This is a genomic window from Cryobacterium sp. LW097 (assembly GCF_002205495.2).
In the GTDB taxonomy this organism is placed as follows: domain Bacteria; phylum Actinomycetota; class Actinomycetes; order Actinomycetales; family Microbacteriaceae; genus Cryobacterium; species Cryobacterium zongtaii.
The window spans coordinates 269,544-285,251 of the sequence record NZ_CP021992.1 but is presented as its reverse complement, the minus strand read 5'-3'; the positions used below and the strand labels follow the sequence as shown (position 1 = coordinate 285,251).

The following is a 15,708-nucleotide window of genomic DNA, read 5'->3' as shown; positions in this document are numbered from 1 at the left end:
AATCACTGTGACGAAATAAGTCGCCGGGCCTCCGGAAGCCGCGCCGACCCTCCGCGCGGGATAACGTTGACTCGTTATGCATAACAAATTGACCCCACACCCCGATCTTCCGATCGACCTGCCCACGGCCGAACGACTCGCCAAGGCCGTCGAACACTACGGCGAGTCCACCGTCGTCGACCACTCCGTCGCCCTGATGCGCGGCAAGAACGCCGGCAAGGACTTCCTGCTCTACGTGGGCGGCCGGCACGCGCTCGGCATCCTCGAGGGAGCGCCGGCGCTGTACTGGCCCGAGCTGTGGGGAGCCCGTGCGCTGCTGCACGTCTGGAACGACTCCGCGGCCCCGTACGTCGTCGTTGGCCTGAACAACGAGGCCTGGCGCATCCGCGAGATGTGCGCGAAGGTCGTCATGCTGCGCAAGCTGGATGTCGCGCCCAAGCTCGTGAAGGCCACCACCGACGAGGTGCCCCGCGTGCGGGTCGCCGCCCTCAACGCCCTCGCCGAGCAGGGTCGCGAACAGGACATCCCCACCATCGTGGTGCGCCTGCGCGACCCCGACAAGGATGTGCGCCGCGCCGCCCAGCAGGCCCGCGATGCCATCATGACCCGGCTCAACCTGCCCAAGGAGTAACCCACGAACGCCATCCCCACTCCGAATCAGAGCACCCCGCACCGAAACGCACAGCCGTACCGACGGTATGTGGCGATCGGCGACAGCTTCACCGAGGGCGTCGGCGACGACCTGCCCGACGGCCAGGTGCGCGGCTGGGCCGACCTCGTGGCGATCGGGCTGGCTGCGGCCACCCCCGAACCGGTCTCGTACGCGAACCTCGCCATCCGCGGCAAGCTGCTCGGTCCGATCGTGAGCGACCAGCTCAAGCCGGCTCTGGCGCTGAAACCCGACCTGCTCACGGTATGTGGCGGCGGCAACGACATGATGCGCCCGCGGGTGGAGATCTCCTACGTCGTCGATCTGCTCGACCACGTCGTCGAGAAGGCCGTGGCCGACGGCATCCACGTTGTGGTGCTCAGCGGCGGCAACCCGTCCAGGCACCTGCCACTGGGCTCCCTGATGCAGAAGCGCGGCGACAGGCTCGCCGAGGCCGCCAGGGAGACCTTCGGCAAGCCCGGCGTGACCCTGGTCGACAACTGGATCGATACCGAGCTCATGAACGGCCGGTTCTGGTCGGCCGACAAGTTGCACCTGAACGCCCGCGGGCACACCAGGGTCGCGACGAATGTGCTCGCCGCACTGAACGTGCCGATTCCCGCCGGGTGGGCCCAGGGCGCGGCCGGCGAGGCCCCGCCGCGGGAACGGATCCAGGACACCGCCGCGTACTACGCCGCCTACGTGCTGCCCTGGATCGGACGCCGGCTCACCGGCCGGTCATCCGGTGACGGCCGCCCGCCCAAGCGCCCCGAGCTCACCGTCGTCGAGACACCGTAGGGCGCAGGACGGGCCGTGTGGTTGCCCACGCGGCCCGTTTTTGGTGTCGAGGACGAATCAGACCTTGCGGCCCGAGATCGTCCGGAGCAGGAAGACGATGACGGCGATCACTGCGAGGACCACACCGACCCAGAGCAGGAATTGCAGGGACTCGACGAGCCCGCCGGTGATGAGCAGGACCACGGCCACGATGGCGATGATGATGACTAGAAGATTCATGTGTCAAACCTTTCCTAGAACCGAGGGTTTCCTCGTGTTCGAGATGTTAGACCCCTCACGGCGCTGATCGCGAGCTATTTCTGAGTTTTCGTCAGCGTGTCATCACCTGGTCGGCGAGGTAGCCGCCGAATCCGCCCGGCACCCGGCCGCCCAGCCGACCAGAGGTGAGCACCGGGATCAGCGCGGTACGGCACTCCCGCGCGCCGAGGGTGCGGAGCGCCTCCACCAGCAGCACGTCCTCGTCCGAGTCGACGTCGCTGAACCCATCGGCCTGCAGGTAGCGGTCGGCGCGCACACCCAGGTTGGCGCCGTGCACGTGCGGATGACCGTCGACCAGGGTGTGCGACCCGTGCCAGCGGGCACGTTCCTGCACCGGCAGTTCGTCGTCGGGCAGCACGGTGCCGAGCACCAGTTCGGTGCCGGCCTGGGCCAGGGCCAACTGTGCCGTCAGCCAGCGCCGGGGAACCGCGGAGTCGGCATCCGTCGTGGCCACCCAGGTGTGCGCCGCCGCCGCGTCGGTCAACAGGTGGGCCACGCCCTCCCGGCGGGCCGAGCCGACCGATCCCGCCGAGCACTCCAACGCCCTGAACTGCGGCCACTGCGCCACGACCTCGGCAGACCCGTCGGTGCAGCGGTCGAGGACCACGACGACCGAGATGGCCGGGGCGTCCGTGCCGAACTCGTCCTCGACGGCCTGCACGGCGTCGGCGAGCGCGGCCAGGCACCGCGGCAGCCGGCTCTCCTCATCGCGGGCCGGGACCACCACGATGAGTCTGTCGATGCGAGTCGTCACTCCGTGAGCCCCTCTCGCTGCGCCACGGAGGGTGCCGGGGACGGCTCGTAGACCTCCAACACGAAGTCGCGCTCCACGTGCTGCACGGTGCGGTCGAGTCCGGGCAGGGCGGCGAGCGCCGCGTGCACCTCGTCGCCGCCGAGCGGGTATTCCCCCACCGGGTGCCGCCAGTGGCAGGCCACCAGAGCGCCGTTCGGGGTGAGACTTCGCCGGCACCGTTCCAGCAGCACGGCCAGGTCAGCGGGTGAGCAGTAGTAGCCGATCTCCGACAGCACCACCAGGTCGAAGGTGCCGGCCGGCCACTCGGTCGGCAGGGCGCGCCGCTCCACTGTCACGCCTGGCAGGCCGGCCAGCCGCTCGCGCGCCATGGTGAGGGCCTGTTCGTTGATGTCGGTGGCCAGGAGGGTGTCGCAGCGCTCGGCGAGGTCCCGGCTGAGCACGCCGATCGAGCAACCGAGTTCGAGGGCGGCGCCGTAGCGCGGCAGCGGCAACGCCGCAAGGGTCACGGCGCGTTTGCGGGCCTCATACCAGCGGGTTTCGAATCCCCAGGGATCCGCCGACCCCGCGTAGAACTCGTCGAAGAAGCCGGCCGTGAGGCTGGCCAGGGGCGACCCGGCGACCGGTGCTGCCGGGAGGACGTCGGCCGCGGCGCCGACGAAGACTTCATGGTCCCGCTCGAAGTGGGCGGCGAAACCCGGTTGCACGATGGCCTCGTCACCGGGCCGGTCCGACAAAGGCTGCACCTGGCTGGTGTGCGCCGCCATGGCGGTGTTCTTGCGTTCCCGGGCCGCCGCGTCGAGGTCGAGGCGGCACAGTGCCGTGCCGTCCGCACCCGTGGGCCAGACCGGGTCCTCCGGCGACGACCAGTGCCACGCCCAGATCGGGTACTCCAACAGCCTGGCGCCGGTGCGGCCGGCGACGAGGGCAGCCGCCTCGCCAGCTGCCGCGTGGTCCGGATGCCCGTCCAACCGCCACGGGGCGACGATCCAGGTCCCGCCGGCCGGCCCGGGGGCCGCCTCGTCCGCCGCAACCACCTGCGACACCGCCTCCTCCAGGCTGTTGCGGTGCTGGGACAGGTCACCGTCGGGCAGGTCGAGCAGGCGCACCGTCGCCGTCGGCGCGAGCGCCCGCACCGCGTTCACCATCTCCACCCGGCGTACCGCGGCGAGATCGGCGGGGGTCAGGGTGGGCGAACGCGGATGCGAGGCCTCACCGTTCGTGGCGGCGATCACCGTGATCGCCAGCCCGAGCTGCCCGGCGACGGCGATCAGCCCACCGGCACCGAGGGACTCGTCATCGGGGTGGGCGGCCACCACGATCAGCCGGGCACAACCCTCCAACGTGAGCGGCCGGTTCCGGTCCGACCAGTCGGCCTCGTCCCAGCGCCGTTCACTGGTACCGCCCGTGTCGTGCGTGAAGCTCACCACGAGGCCGCCTCCTCCGCGAGCAGGCGGCGGCCTAACGCCGCATCGTCTCGCTCCGCGTGGTGCTGGCGAACGTACAGAGTGAGATCGGCCACCCGGCGGGCGTGCCGGGCATCCAGGGCGAGCGGGGCCGGGCCGAGCGCGTGCCCGACCCTGCCGAGCACCTCGTCCACGGTACGCGCGACGAGGCCGCGCACCCGGGCGGCGAGCAGCCCGCCGGCCGTGCCTTCTGCCTCACCCCGATCGATCGCCGCGGCCGCGGCAGCCAGCGCCGCGCCCGCGCCCATCAGGGCCAGGTCCACGGCGCCCAGCTGGGACAGCAGGATCTGGTCGGGTTCACGCCGCTCTGCCGCCTGCCGCAGCTGCCGGGCCACGCCAACGGCGCCGCCCCACCAGCAAGCGGCCACCTGAATGCCGCCCCAACTGAAACCCGGCCGAGTGAGGTACCAGCCGTCGTCACCGACGGGCACCGCCGGGACACCGGTGAAGTCCACCGGACCGCTGGGCACCTGGCTGAGTCCGGTCGCGAACCAGGCGTCCTCCTGCACCGCGACGCCGGCATCGGCCAGGTCCACGGCGAAGAGCCGCCGACGGGCCGGCTGCTCACCGTCCGGCGTGGTGTGCGCGGTCACGAGCGCGTGGCTGAGCGAGCCGGCCAGCGAGCACCAGGGCTTCCGGCCGCTCAGCTGCCAGCCTCCCGGGCTGCGGGTGGCGCCGACCCGCAGGCCGGGGCCCTCCGCCGCGAAGACGCCCCAGCTGCTCGGCTCCGCGCCGCCCGCGCCCGGCAGGGTGGCGACCGCCTCGGCCGTGCCGCCCGGCGCCTGCTGCATGATCGTGAGGGCATCGGTATGCGCCTCGAGCACCCGGGCGGCCGTGAGGTCGGCCGCCGCCACGGTGGCGAGCGCGTCGAACAGGGCATCGGTGCGGCCGGAGCCGGGGTGTGGCAGGGTCCCGGCCGACGCGACGGCGAACCGGATGGCCCGCTCCGCGTTACCGTCCACCGCCCAGGCGGCCTCGACGAGGTGGGCCAGCCGCTCGAGATCCTCCGGCGGCCGGGAGCCGCGGCTCCTGCTCACTCCCCCGACGGTCAGCACTGCGGGTGCGGCCGCGGGGCCTGGCTGCGTCGTCATGGCTCTCCCCCTGATCCGGCACGGCGGCAGCCCGGAGCATCCGGGGCCGCGTGGCGATACGTGTCAGATCATCCTGCCAAACATCACACCATGCGACGGCAGGAATCCGTGCCCGACACCTTTCGAAGACGGAAGAACGGGGATACCATCCCCCCATACGGGGGTGTTCCCCGAAGTGTGACCCTGAGGCACCGTTGATAGGGCCCGACCGAGGTCACACCCGAAACACCACCGCATGGGGCGGGCCGTCATCGGGGTGGCCTGCCCCTTCCTCTGCCCATCGGGGCTTCCGTCCCCGTTGAGCCCCGCCCGGCAACTCCGAGGCGAGCGCGGCGGGTGGATGCGCGCGGCGGCGAGTGCGGAGGCGCGGGAGGATGCCGCTCACGGGCGGGCGGGTCACGTGCCGCTATGCGGGTGGCGTGCCACCCGCATAGCGGCGTCTGACCCGCACACCTCAGCCGACGCCGCGAAGCCGCCGTGCCGGGCGCGCCGTCCCCACCCCGCTGCTAGACCGGCACCGCCGCGGTCCCCCGCGTGAGCTCAGTCACCCGCTCGATCTGGCTCTGCACCAGGCGAGCATCCGCCACCGTCACACGGTGCACGGCACTGGTGATGGTGATCTGCGCGAGGGTCTGCTTGTCGGCGCAGGAGGCGCCCACCCACAGGTCCACCTGGCCGGGCTCGACGATGCGCTCGTGCCGGAGGCCGGTGAACGCCAGCCGGGCCGTCGGAACGGCGAAGCGCACCACGACCTCCTCGCCGGGCTCGAGAGTGACGCGGTGGTAGCCCAGCAGCTGGGCGACCGGCCGGGTGACGCTGGCGTGCACATCCCGCGCGTATAGCTGCACGAGATCGGTGCCCGCCCGCTCGCCGGTGTTGCGGATGCGCACACTCGCCGAGAATGTGCCGCCGGCCGCGACCTCGGCGTCGGCCACCAGGCCGGTGCGGTCGAAGGTGGTGTAGCTCAGCCCGTGCCCGAACGGAAGCACCGGGGTGCTGTCCACACTGGTCACGTCAGACGGGCCACCCAGGATCGGGTGCAGGTAGGAGTAGGGCTGCGCGCCGGCAGACCTGGGCAGCGACACGGGCAGGTGCCCGGTCGGCGAGACCGCGCCGGACAGCACCGACGCGATCGCGACTCCACCCTCTTCACCGGGGAAGAACGCCTGCAGCACCGCCGCGGGCGCGTGCGGGCCGTCGACGGCCCACGCCACGGCATACGGCCGGCCCGTCATCAGCACCATCACCACGGGAGTGCCCGTCGCGACCAGCGCCTCCACGAGTTCACGTTGAACCCCGGGCAGCTCGAGGCTTTCCGCGTCGTTGCCCTCACCCACGGTGCCACGACCGAAGAGGCCGGCCCGGTCGCCCACGACGACCACGGCCACGTCGGCGGCGCAAGCCGTCTCGACGGCGGCGGCGATCGCGGATGCGTCGGACCCCTCTACCTCGCAGCCCTGGGCCCACACGACCTCCGCCGAGGGGAACTCCTGCTGGAGCGCCTCCAGCACCGTGGGCATGGTCAGGTCCGCCGGCACGTCAGGGTGGTGCGCCAGCACGTGGTTCACGAACGAGTAGCAGCCCATCAGGGCCTCGGTCGAGTCGGCGTTCGGGCCGAGCACCGCGATGGTGCCTGGGCCCCGATCGCCGGTGCCCAGGAGCGGAAGGACGCCGTCGTTGGTGAGCAGGATCAGGGATTCCTCGGCCAGAACCCGCGCCACCCGCCGGTGCTCTGGCGAGTCCAGGTCGATCTCGGTGGGCGCCATGGTGAAGGTCTCATCGAGCAAGCCCAGGTCTTCCTTCTGCGAGAGCACCCGCAGCACGGCCCGGTCGATGAGCGCCTCATCCGTCAGCCCGGCACGCACCCGCTCGGCCAGTGGCGCGAGGAAAGCGTCGCCGGTGGGCAGCTCCACATCGATCCCCGCGATCAGGGCGAGTTCCGCGGCCTCGCCGCGGTCGGCGGCGACGGCGTGCATCAGCTGCAGGAATGCCACCGAGAAGTAGTCGGACACCACGACACCGTCGAAGCCCCACCGGTCGCGGAGGATCTCGGTGAGGTACTCCGGGGTGGCGCCCACGGGTGCGCCGTCGATCTCGGCGTACGAGTTCATCACCGACCGCACCCCGCCGTCGAGCACGGCCATCTCGAACGGGGGCAGGAACACGTCGTTGATCTCCCGCGACCCGGCGTGCACCGGGGCGTGGTTCCGGCCGGCCTGCGTGGCCGAGTAGCCCACGAAGTGCTTGAGGGTGGCGTGCACCCCGGCCGACTGCAGACCGGTGACGTAGGCGGTGCCGATGGTCCCGACCACATAGGGATCTTCGGCGATGCACTCGTCGACCCGGCCCCAGCGGGGGTCGCGGATCACGTCGAGCACCGGGGCGAGCCCCTGGTGGATGCCGAGCTGCTTCATCGATCCGCCGATCAGGCGGCCCATCTCCTGCACCAGGGCGGGATCGAACGCGGCCCCCCAGGCGAGCGGGGTGGGGAACGTCGCGGCTTTCCACGCCGCGAGTCCGGTCAGGCACTCCTCGTGCACGATGGCGGGGATGCCGAGCCGGGTCTCTCCGGTGAGGCGGCGTTGCTCCGCCCAGAGCCACTCGGCCCGCTCCACGGGGTCGACCGGCCGGGTGCCGTACACCCGGGTGAGGTGGCCGAGCCCGTGCTGCGTCGCCTCGTCGTATTTCGTCGAGGTGGCCATTTCCCCGGCAAGGGGGGCGACGACCTCACCGCCCTGGTCGACCCAGTAGCCGACGAGCTGGGCAAGCTTTTCTTCGAGGGTCATCCGAGCGTGCAGTTCGCGCACTCGGTCGGATGCCTGGGGCAGTTCTGGGTTAGTCACAACGATCTCTTTCTACTTCTTCAACGTCGACGAATCAGGCTGCACGTGTCGCGGGCAGCCGATCAACCCTTGACCGCGCCGGTCAGCCCGCCGACGATGCGGCGTTCGAACAGGGCGAAGAACACCAGCGCCGGAATCATGGACAGCGAGGTGAAGGCCAACACCTTTGCGGTATCCACCGAGTACTGCGACGCGAACGATTGCACACCCAGCGGCAGGGTGAACACGGCGTCGTTGTTCAGGATGAACAGGGGCAGCAGGTAGCTGTTCCAGCTGGCGATGAACGCCAGGATTCCCACGGTGATGACGCCGGGCATGGCCAGCGGCACGATCATCCGCCAGAAGAAGCCGAGCCGGCTGCAGCCGTCGATGAACGCGGCCTCCTGGATCTCATCGGGGATGGCCCGGAGGAACGGCACCAGGATGATGATGGTCGTCGGCAACGCGAACGCGATCTGCGGCAGGATGACGCCGCCGAGCGAGTTCATCAGGCCCAGGTTCTTCACCACCAGGTAAAGCGGGGTGATGGCCACCGTCATGGGAAACATCAGACCGGCCGCGAAGGTGGCGTAGAGGATGCCCCGGCCGCGGAACTTGTACCGGGCCAGCACGTAGCTGGCCATCAGGCCGAGCACCACGACGCCCAGAGTGGTAGCGAACCCGGCGATCAGGGAGTTGCCCACCAGCCGCCAGAACGTGCCACCGGTCAATACGTCGAGGTAGTTGCCGATGTTCCAGACGCTCGGCCAGCCGGACGGGTCTGTGGTGATCTGGGCGTTGGTGCGGAACCCGCCGATGATGATGAAAAGCACCGGGGCGAGCATCAGGCCGATCACCAACACCGCGACGACGTAGGCGACGGGAGTGCCCCAGCGCCGGCTCGTCTTGATCGGGGCCGGCGGGTTGGCCGGCGGCAGCGCCACAGCGGGCGTCGTGAGCGCGGTCATTTGCTCGTCCCCTTCTCGGTGATTGCGCCTTCGGTGTCCCGACTCAGCACGAAGCGCTGATAGATCAGCGCGACGACGAGGGAGATCAGGAAGAGCACGACGGCGACGGCGTTTCCGTATCCGTAGTTGCCGGCGTTCCGGCCGTTGGCGACGAGGTAGGTCGCCATGGTCGACGTGCCCGCGGTTGACGCGATGTACTGACCCCAGATGATGTAGACGAGGTCGAAGAGCTGCAGGGCGCCGATGATCGACAGGAACGCCCAAATACGCAGGGTGGGAGCGAGCAGCGGCAGGGTGATGTGCCGTTGGATCTGCCAGAACGAGGCACCGTCGATGGCCGCGGCCTCCGGCAGTTCCTCCGGAATGCCCTGCAGACCGGCGAGGAAGAGGATGACGGCGAAGCCGACGTACTTCCAAGTGATGATCACCATGAGGGTCCAGATGGCGATGTCAGGGTTCGACAGCCAATCCTGGGTGAAAGCGCCCAACCCGAGCTTCTCCAGCATGCCGTTGACCGCGCCGTTGGACTGCAGCATCAGGCTCCAGCCGGTGCCGACGACAACCTCGGAGATCACATACGGCACGAAGATCAGCACCCGGATGAGGGACTGCCCGCGGAGTTTGCGGTTGAGAAGCAGCGCGAGGAGGATCGCGACCGGCCCCTGGAGCACGAGGGAGAGAACGACGATGACGCCGTTGTGGGTGAGGGCTTCCTGGAACGTGGGGTCCTGGAGGATCGTGACGTAGTTGCGGAACCCGACGAAGTCGGTCGGCGGGCCGTAGCCCTGCCAGCTGAAGAAGCCGTAGTACGCCGCCATCACGACGGGGAAGATCACGAAGCCGAGGAAGACGATGAGAGCGGGACCGACGAGGACCGCGATCTCGACTCTGGCCCCGACCGAACTGCTGCGGCGGCGCCGCACGGGCGGGGCCACGGGCGTGGTGCCCGTGGCCCCACCGCTCGCGAGATCCACCTCTAATCGCGTCGGAGTGTTCTCGCGAACTGACATGAGTGGTGCCTAGGCCTTCTTGGCCGCGTCGTTCACAGCCTGGATCAGCTGCTCCGGGCTGCCCTTGCCCGCCAGCAGGTCGACAACGCCGACGTTCAGCGCGTTTCCGACGTTCTGGCCATAGACGGTGTCAAGCCACTGCGAGACGTACGGGGCCGCGTTGTAGGCCGCGATGATTTCCTGCAGGTAGGGCTCGGTGACGGCTTCCTGCGCCACGGTGTTCACCGGCGGGGCATTGAATGCCGCGTAGTACTCCTTCTGCACATCGGCGCTGCCGATGTAGTTGAGGAAATCGAGGCACTCAGCGGGAGCGTCGACCGAGCAGGAGTAGCCGTCCACGCCACCGAGGATCGAGCCGGGCTCGCCCTCGCCGCCGTCAACCTCGGGGAACGCGAACCAGGAAAGGTCGGCCAGCGGCTTCTCATCCGGGGTCAGCGATGCGATCACGCCGGGGTTCCAGGCGCCCATGAGTTCCATCGCTGCCTGGTGGTTGGCCAGGAGGCCGGCGGAGCTGCCGGCGCCCTGCTGGGCGGCGGTGGTCAGGAAGCCTTGGTTGTAGGGCTCGGTGGCGGCGAAGCTCTCGAGGTCTTCACCGGCCTTGATCCAGCAGTCATCCGAGAAGTCCTTGGTGTCTGCGGCCTCGGCCAGGACATCGGGGCTGCATTCGCGCAGCGCGAAGAAGTAGAACCAGTGCGCGGCGGGCCAGGCGTCCTTGGCGCCGAGTGCGATCGGGGCGACCCCGGTGGTCTTGAGCTTTTCGACCGCGGTTTCGAGGTCGGTGATCGTGGCCGGCGCTTCGGTGATACCCGCGGCATCGAAGAGGTCCTGGCTGTAGAAGATGCCGCCGGGGAGCACGGCGACCGGCATCGCGTATACCTTGTCTTCGAGGCTGTTCGCGATGAACGAGCCATCGGGGATCTCCTCATGCACCTGGTCGGAGATGCCATCGGTGATGTCCATCAGCTGGCCGGCCGCGACCATGGCGGCCATCTTGCCGCCACCGCGCTGCAGGAAGATGTCGGGTGCGTCGCCGGAGTTCAGCGCGGTCTGCAGCTTGCCGTCCAGGTCTTCATTCTGGATCGCCTGCACGTCGATGGTGACGCCGGGGTTGTCGGCCTCGAAGTCGGCGACGGTCTTGTCCCAGAATTCCTGGCCGGGGCCGGTGGTGGAGTTCTGCCAGAGGCTCATCGTGACGTCGCCGCCCGAAGACCCTTCGTTCGAATCGGCGCTGCAGGCAGTGAGGCCCAGGGCGCTGAGGCCCAGGACCATCGTTCCCGCGAAGATCCTCTTCGCCGTGGTGGTGTGGTTCACCTTCATTGGTTCAACCTTTTCTCTTCATTGAGGGACACCATCGGTGGTCGATGGTCTTGGTGTGAAGCCGCGCCCTGACGGGCTGCTGTTCGGTTCGGACTCCGACAGGGCTGCCCTGTAGGTTCCGGATGGCCTCAGTGTCACAGCGGAAAAATAGGGTGTCAAACGTTTTCGAAATCATTTTCCAAATCGCCCTATGCTGAACCCATGACTCCCCGTGCCACGATCCACGATGTCGCCGCAGCGGCCGGCGTTTCGGTAGCGACGGTCTCCAAGGCCGTGAACGGGCGGTACGGCATCTCGGCCGCGACCACCGCCAGGGTGCTCGATGTGGTGCAGCAGCTGGGCTATGAGTCCAGCCTCGTGGCCAGCAGCATGCGTTCCCGCCGCACCAGCGTCATCGGCATCCTTGTCGCCGACTTCGAGCCGTTCAGCGCCGAGATCCTGAAGGGCGTCGGCGTGGCCCTGGCGGATTCCCGCTACGACCTGCTCGCCTACAGCGGCTCCAGGCAACGGGAGACCAACGGCTGGGAACGGCGCTCCCTGAGCCGGCTCAGCGGGACGCTGATCGACGGGGCCATCATGGTCACGCCCACCGTCGACACCACCTCAGCGGAAATCCCCGTGGTGGCGATCGACCCGCACACCGGCCGGGCCGACCTCCCCACCGTGGAGTCGGACAGCTTCGGCGGTGCCCTGCAGGCCACCCGTTACCTGATCGAGCTCGGCCATCGCCGGATCGGCTTCCTGGCCGGCCGACCCGACCTCCGCAGCGCCACCCTCCGCGAGGCCGGATACCGGCAGGCCCTCGCGGATGCGGGCATCCAGTTCAACCCCGCCCTGGTTCGGGTCGGGTTGTACAAGCGGGAGACGGCCAAGGCGCCCGCCGCGTCGATGCTGTCGATGACGGACCGCCCGACGGCGGTGTTCGCCGCGAACGATCTCTCGGCGATCGCGATCATCCAGGTCGCCGCGGAGCTCGGACTCGACGTGCCGCGCGACCTCTCGGTGATCGGTTTCGACGACATTCCAGAGGCCTCCCAGATGAACCCGGCGTTGACCACCATCCGTCAGCCGATGAAAAAACTCGGCGCCACCGCGGCAGGGATGCTCGTCTCGCTGCTGAACGGCGAGATACTGCCGCAGAACCACATCCGGCTGCCGACCGGGCTCGTGCGCCGGGCGACGACGGCGCCGCCCCAGATCTGAGTGCTCGACGTCATGGAGTCCCTGCAACGCGCGGCCTCGGAGGGCCGCCGCGTGGACGTAACAACCGCCGCCGACCGACCTGCCTCCGTACCGCTGACGCCCCGTGCCGAGTGGCTCGGGGCGGTCCAGAAGGGGCGCCGAGTGTGAAACCCGAGGTGGCCGACGTGGGGCTCTGGCATCCCCTCGAGTCGAGCCGTTGCCACCGGCCCGGGCCGTCGGAGCCCCTCGTAGTGGGACCTGACCCGACGCGCGCGCGTCGGTAGCGTGAGGAGCATGTTCGGACGACGTAAGCCACCCCCACGGGAACAGCCCGCAGAGTCGCTCGAAAGCCCCGGCACCCAGGCGCTCATGCGCCATGTGCAATCGCAGCTCGCCGAGAAGCCGCTGCTCGGTGCGCAGATCGCGGGCAAGGAGATCTATCAGAACATCCTCACCATGGTCAAAGACGAACGCGGGGTGCAGATCGAGGTCGTCGCGACAATTCTCGGCGGCCTCGCCGGGCGCGCGTGCCTGATCGCCGGCCTTTCGGGGCAGGCGGGCACCGATCCGACACTCAACAGGCTGACCCTCAACACCATCAGCACCAAGGACGGCGGCACCTACCTTGCCGGCGACGCGATAAACCGGCAGCTCGCCGAGCGCCAGTACTCGGTGTTCGCGCTCATCGTTGGGTACCTGCGAAGCGTGGGAGAGCCGATCCCCGAGGCGCGCGAGTACTTCGTGCACAGCGCGCAGTCGTTGGGTGGGCCGGCCTTCGGGGTGCCGCGTTTCGCTCCCGGGACGGGAGTCCCCTCCACGCCTCTCGAGTACGCCGACGCACTGTGGCCCAACGTCAGCGGCTCGCTGCGACGCTACGCTCCCGACCCGCAGCTCTGGCCGACGTCGTACGGCATAGCTATCCAGCTGATGCTCGAGATGGCCAAGACTTCTGGCCTCGACCTCCAGGTGCTCGTGCGCGTCGTCATGGATAGCGCACTCGCCGTCTCCAAGGTCCCGCTGAAAGTACCTGCCGCGTAAGGCAGCGCCCACCTGGGATTCGCCGCGGTACCGGACGAGACGCCTGCGGATCGCGGGTTCTGTGGCGGGATCCCTGGCTGCTGCTGCGAGAATGCGCGAAAAGAAGAAAGGCCCCGTGACCGGACAAATTCCTGGTCAAAGGGCCTTTATGTGTAGCGGGAGCGGGAATTGAACCCGCGACACCACGATTATGAGCCGTGTGCTCTAACCAACTGAGCTACCCCGCCTTAGACCTTCAGAGCCTAGCTCTCAAGCCTGAGCCCCCTGTGGGAATCGGACCCACTACCTCTTCCTTACCAAGGAAGTGCTCTACCAATGAGCTAAGGGGGCAAAACCTCAAACATCTGAAGCTGAACCGTGCTTTTGGCAACCGGTAAACATTATCACCTCGCGAGACCCCTCGGTGACACAGCGGGGCCATCCGGGGCAATTATGACGCCGGGCAGCACCCAGGCCGTGAAGGATGCGCCCGTGGCGACCAGCCGGACCCCGGTGTCGGAGACCGTGCAGACAGCCGTTCCGGCCTCGGGCGGCAGCTCGCCGGCACGGCCGCCGACCGGCAGCACCCAGTCGGGCAGGGTCACCTCTGCGGCGGCCCGGGTGGCCAGCAGCAACACCGACTCGTGCCCGGTCTCCCGCACGTAAACGAGCGCGTCATCGCCCACGTGCAGCCAGCGCAGTCCGCCGGTGCTGAGTGCCTCGTGGGCACGGCGCAGGCCGATCAGTGACGCGTACAGGTCGATGGTCGCGGCGACGGGCGGCTCGGCCGCGCTGGGCCACGGCATCGGGGTGCGGGAGTGTTCGCCGTCGACGCCGGTCAGGCCGAATTCATCGCCGGCGAAGACCACCGGGATGCCCGGCAGGGTCACCGAGAGGCCCAGGGCGACCGGCACTGCGTCGGCGTCGGCGTGGGTGCGGAACCTGGCCGTGTCGTGGGTGTCGAGGGCGTTCATGGTGGCCAGCCGGGTGCGCCACGGGAACCCGGCGGCGAAGCGGGTGTGCGCCCGGTGGAACTGCTCGCCGGTGTGCGCCGGGATGCTGCCCAGCGGCAGCCCGAAGAAGGAGGGCACCGGGTCGGGCCGGCACAGCCACGACCACAGCGGCCGGGTGAAGTTGGCGTAGGTCATCGCACCGTGCCAGGCGTCGCCCTGGAAGTCGACGGAGGCGTCGTTGGTGAATTCGCCGAGCAGGATCGTGTCGGGGTTCACGTCGATCATGGTGCGGCGGATGGTCTGCCGCACCTCGGCGTTGAGGTCTTCGTCGCCGAGACGGCCGGTCATGTTCGCCACGTCGATACGCCAACCGTCCAGGTTGAACGGCGGCTTGAGCCATTTGGCCACCACCGAGTCTGGGCCGTCGATGAACCGGCGGCGAAGCTCCCTTGAGTTCCAGTTGAACTTGGGCAGCTCGGGCACTCCCAGCCAGGACTGGTAGTCGCGCTGCTCGGGGTCGAGCCAGTAGTAGAAGGCGCTCTCCGGAGCCGCCGGGGTGTGGTGCGCGGCCTGGAACCACTCGTGGCCGTGGCCGGAGTGGTTGGCGGTGAGGTCGCCGATCACCCGGAACCCGCGGGCGTGCGCGGCTTCGACGAGCCGGATCAGGGCCGCGTCGCCGCCGAGCAACGGGTCGACCTCGGTGAAGCTGGCCGCGTCGTAGCGGTGGTTGGAGCGGCCGGGGAACACCGGCGTGAGGTAGAGCAGGGTCACACCGAGACGCTCGAGGTGGTCGAGGTGCTCGGTGATGCCGTCGAGGTCGCCGCCGTAGAACTGGTGCGAACGGCCTGGCGGGAGCTGGTCGACGGCGTCGTTCCACTCGGCCGGAATCGCCCAGTCCGGCGCCTCGCGGTCATCGGCGGCGGCGGACCGCGCGAACCGGTCGGGGAAGACCTGGTACATGATGCTGGTCGCCGCCCAGTCCGGCGGGGCCGGGTGGGCGACGAGCTTGAAGTCCTCGGAGTCGAGGGTTTCGATGTCGTGCAGACCGCTGGCGTTCAGCCACCAGTGGCCGCCGTCGGCCATGCCGAGCAGAAACCTGTAGCCGTGCACCGGGTTCTCCACCACCAGGTCCGCGGCCCACCAGGCGTAGCCGTGGTCCGGCGCGCCGGCGCCCCCGAGCCGCCGGGCGTCCTCGAAGCGCGGTTCCCGGTCGGGGTTGGCCCGGATGCGCACCGTCGTCACGTCGCCGAAGGCGGTCGGGATGCGCAGCCGCACGGTGACGGTGTCGCCGAGGGCCGGCGCCTGGGTTGAGACGTAGAGCGGCGAGCCATCATGGTGCGGAAGGGCGAGGAGCGGCTTGGGGCTGTGCGGGAGCAGGCGGTGCGGGAGCGGCTGGTGCGGGAGCGGCTGGTGCGGGAGCATCCGG

13 protein-coding genes and 2 tRNA genes are annotated in these 15,708 nt (G+C 69.3%); 4 read left to right on the top strand and 11 right to left on the bottom strand.

The annotated features are described in order from the left end of the window. Positions 1 to 76 precede the first annotated feature (76 nt). Together B7495_RS01360 and B7495_RS01355 are read left to right on the top strand one after the other, a co-directional pair. The gene (locus B7495_RS01360; protein ID WP_088455003.1) at positions 77 to 631 is read left to right on the top strand and encodes a HEAT repeat domain-containing protein; all 555 of its coding nucleotides are present in this window, start codon (positions 77 to 79) and stop codon (positions 629 to 631) included. 69 nt (positions 632 to 700) lie between these two features. Then, the gene (locus tag B7495_RS01355; protein WP_240632338.1) at positions 701 to 1,447 is read left to right on the top strand and encodes an SGNH/GDSL hydrolase family protein; all 747 of its coding nucleotides are present in this window, start codon (positions 701 to 703) and stop codon (positions 1,445 to 1,447) included. Between the two features lie 57 nt (positions 1,448 to 1,504). On the opposite strand, the gene B7495_RS18985 is transcribed toward B7495_RS01355, so the two are convergent. The 8 genes from B7495_RS18985 to B7495_RS01320 all read right to left on the bottom strand — a co-directional run bounded on the left by B7495_RS18985 (position 1,505) and on the right by B7495_RS01320 (position 11,082). Then, the gene (locus B7495_RS18985) at positions 1,505 to 1,666 is read right to left on the bottom strand and encodes a hypothetical protein (RefSeq protein ID WP_165787843.1); all 162 of its coding nucleotides are present in this window, start codon (positions 1,664 to 1,666) and stop codon (positions 1,505 to 1,507) included. Between the two features lie 91 nt (positions 1,667 to 1,757). Then, positions 1,758 to 2,459, bottom strand: a complete 702-nt coding sequence (locus tag B7495_RS01350; protein ID WP_240632337.1) for a glycosyltransferase family 2 protein — start codon at positions 2,457 to 2,459, stop codon at positions 1,758 to 1,760. After that, a complete protein-coding gene (locus B7495_RS01345; RefSeq protein ID WP_088455001.1) occupies positions 2,456 to 3,886 on the bottom strand; it encodes a bifunctional PIG-L family deacetylase/class I SAM-dependent methyltransferase in 1,431 nt (476 codons plus the stop codon). The genes B7495_RS01350 and B7495_RS01345 overlap by 4 nt, the downstream gene beginning before the upstream one ends. Beyond that, a complete protein-coding gene (locus tag B7495_RS01340; RefSeq protein WP_088455000.1) occupies positions 3,880 to 5,013 on the bottom strand; it encodes an acyl-CoA dehydrogenase in 1,134 nt (377 codons plus the stop codon). Before B7495_RS01340 ends, B7495_RS01345 begins: the two co-directional genes overlap by 7 nt. A gap of 506 nt (positions 5,014 to 5,519) precedes the next feature. Continuing rightward, complete coding sequence (locus B7495_RS01335) at positions 5,520 to 7,799, bottom strand: beta-glucosidase (RefSeq protein ID WP_088454999.1); 2,280 nt, start codon at positions 7,797 to 7,799, stop codon at positions 5,520 to 5,522. A 119-nt stretch (positions 7,800 to 7,918) separates the two neighbouring features. Then, positions 7,919 to 8,803, bottom strand: coding sequence for a carbohydrate ABC transporter permease (locus B7495_RS01330; protein WP_088454998.1), 885 nt, complete (start codon positions 8,801 to 8,803; stop codon positions 7,919 to 7,921). Next, positions 8,800 to 9,813 carry a carbohydrate ABC transporter permease gene (locus tag B7495_RS01325; protein WP_088454997.1) on the bottom strand — a complete coding sequence of 338 codons (1,014 nt, stop codon included), beginning with the start codon at positions 9,811 to 9,813 and terminating at the stop codon, positions 8,800 to 8,802. The genes B7495_RS01330 and B7495_RS01325 overlap by 4 nt, the downstream gene beginning before the upstream one ends. A 9-nt stretch (positions 9,814 to 9,822) precedes the next feature. Then, complete coding sequence (locus B7495_RS01320) at positions 9,823 to 11,082, bottom strand: extracellular solute-binding protein (protein ID WP_165791151.1); 1,260 nt, start codon at positions 11,080 to 11,082, stop codon at positions 9,823 to 9,825. A gap of 249 nt (positions 11,083 to 11,331) precedes the next feature. On the opposite strand from B7495_RS01320, the gene B7495_RS01315 reads away from it, so the two are divergent. Together B7495_RS01315 and B7495_RS01310 are read left to right on the top strand one after the other, a co-directional pair. Further along, complete coding sequence (locus B7495_RS01315; RefSeq protein ID WP_088454995.1) at positions 11,332 to 12,333, top strand: LacI family DNA-binding transcriptional regulator; 1,002 nt, start codon at positions 11,332 to 11,334, stop codon at positions 12,331 to 12,333. A 273-nt stretch (positions 12,334 to 12,606) separates the two neighbouring features. After that, positions 12,607 to 13,350, top strand: coding sequence for a hypothetical protein (locus B7495_RS01310; RefSeq protein ID WP_133159695.1), 744 nt, complete (start codon positions 12,607 to 12,609; stop codon positions 13,348 to 13,350). 153 nt (positions 13,351 to 13,503) lie between these two features. Here B7495_RS01310 and B7495_RS01305 read toward each other — a convergent pair. The 3 genes from B7495_RS01305 to B7495_RS01295 form a co-directional block, all read right to left on the bottom strand. Beyond that, a tRNA-Met gene (locus B7495_RS01305) sits at positions 13,504 to 13,577 on the bottom strand. A gap of 31 nt (positions 13,578 to 13,608) precedes the next feature. Continuing rightward, positions 13,609 to 13,680 (bottom strand) — tRNA-Thr (locus tag B7495_RS01300). Positions 13,681 to 13,733: 53 nt separating this feature from the next. Further along, entirely contained in the window at positions 13,734 to 15,704 is a 1,971-nt protein-coding gene (locus B7495_RS01295) for a glycoside hydrolase family 13 protein (protein ID WP_088454993.1), read from the bottom strand. Positions 15,705 to 15,708: the final 4 nt, after the last annotated feature.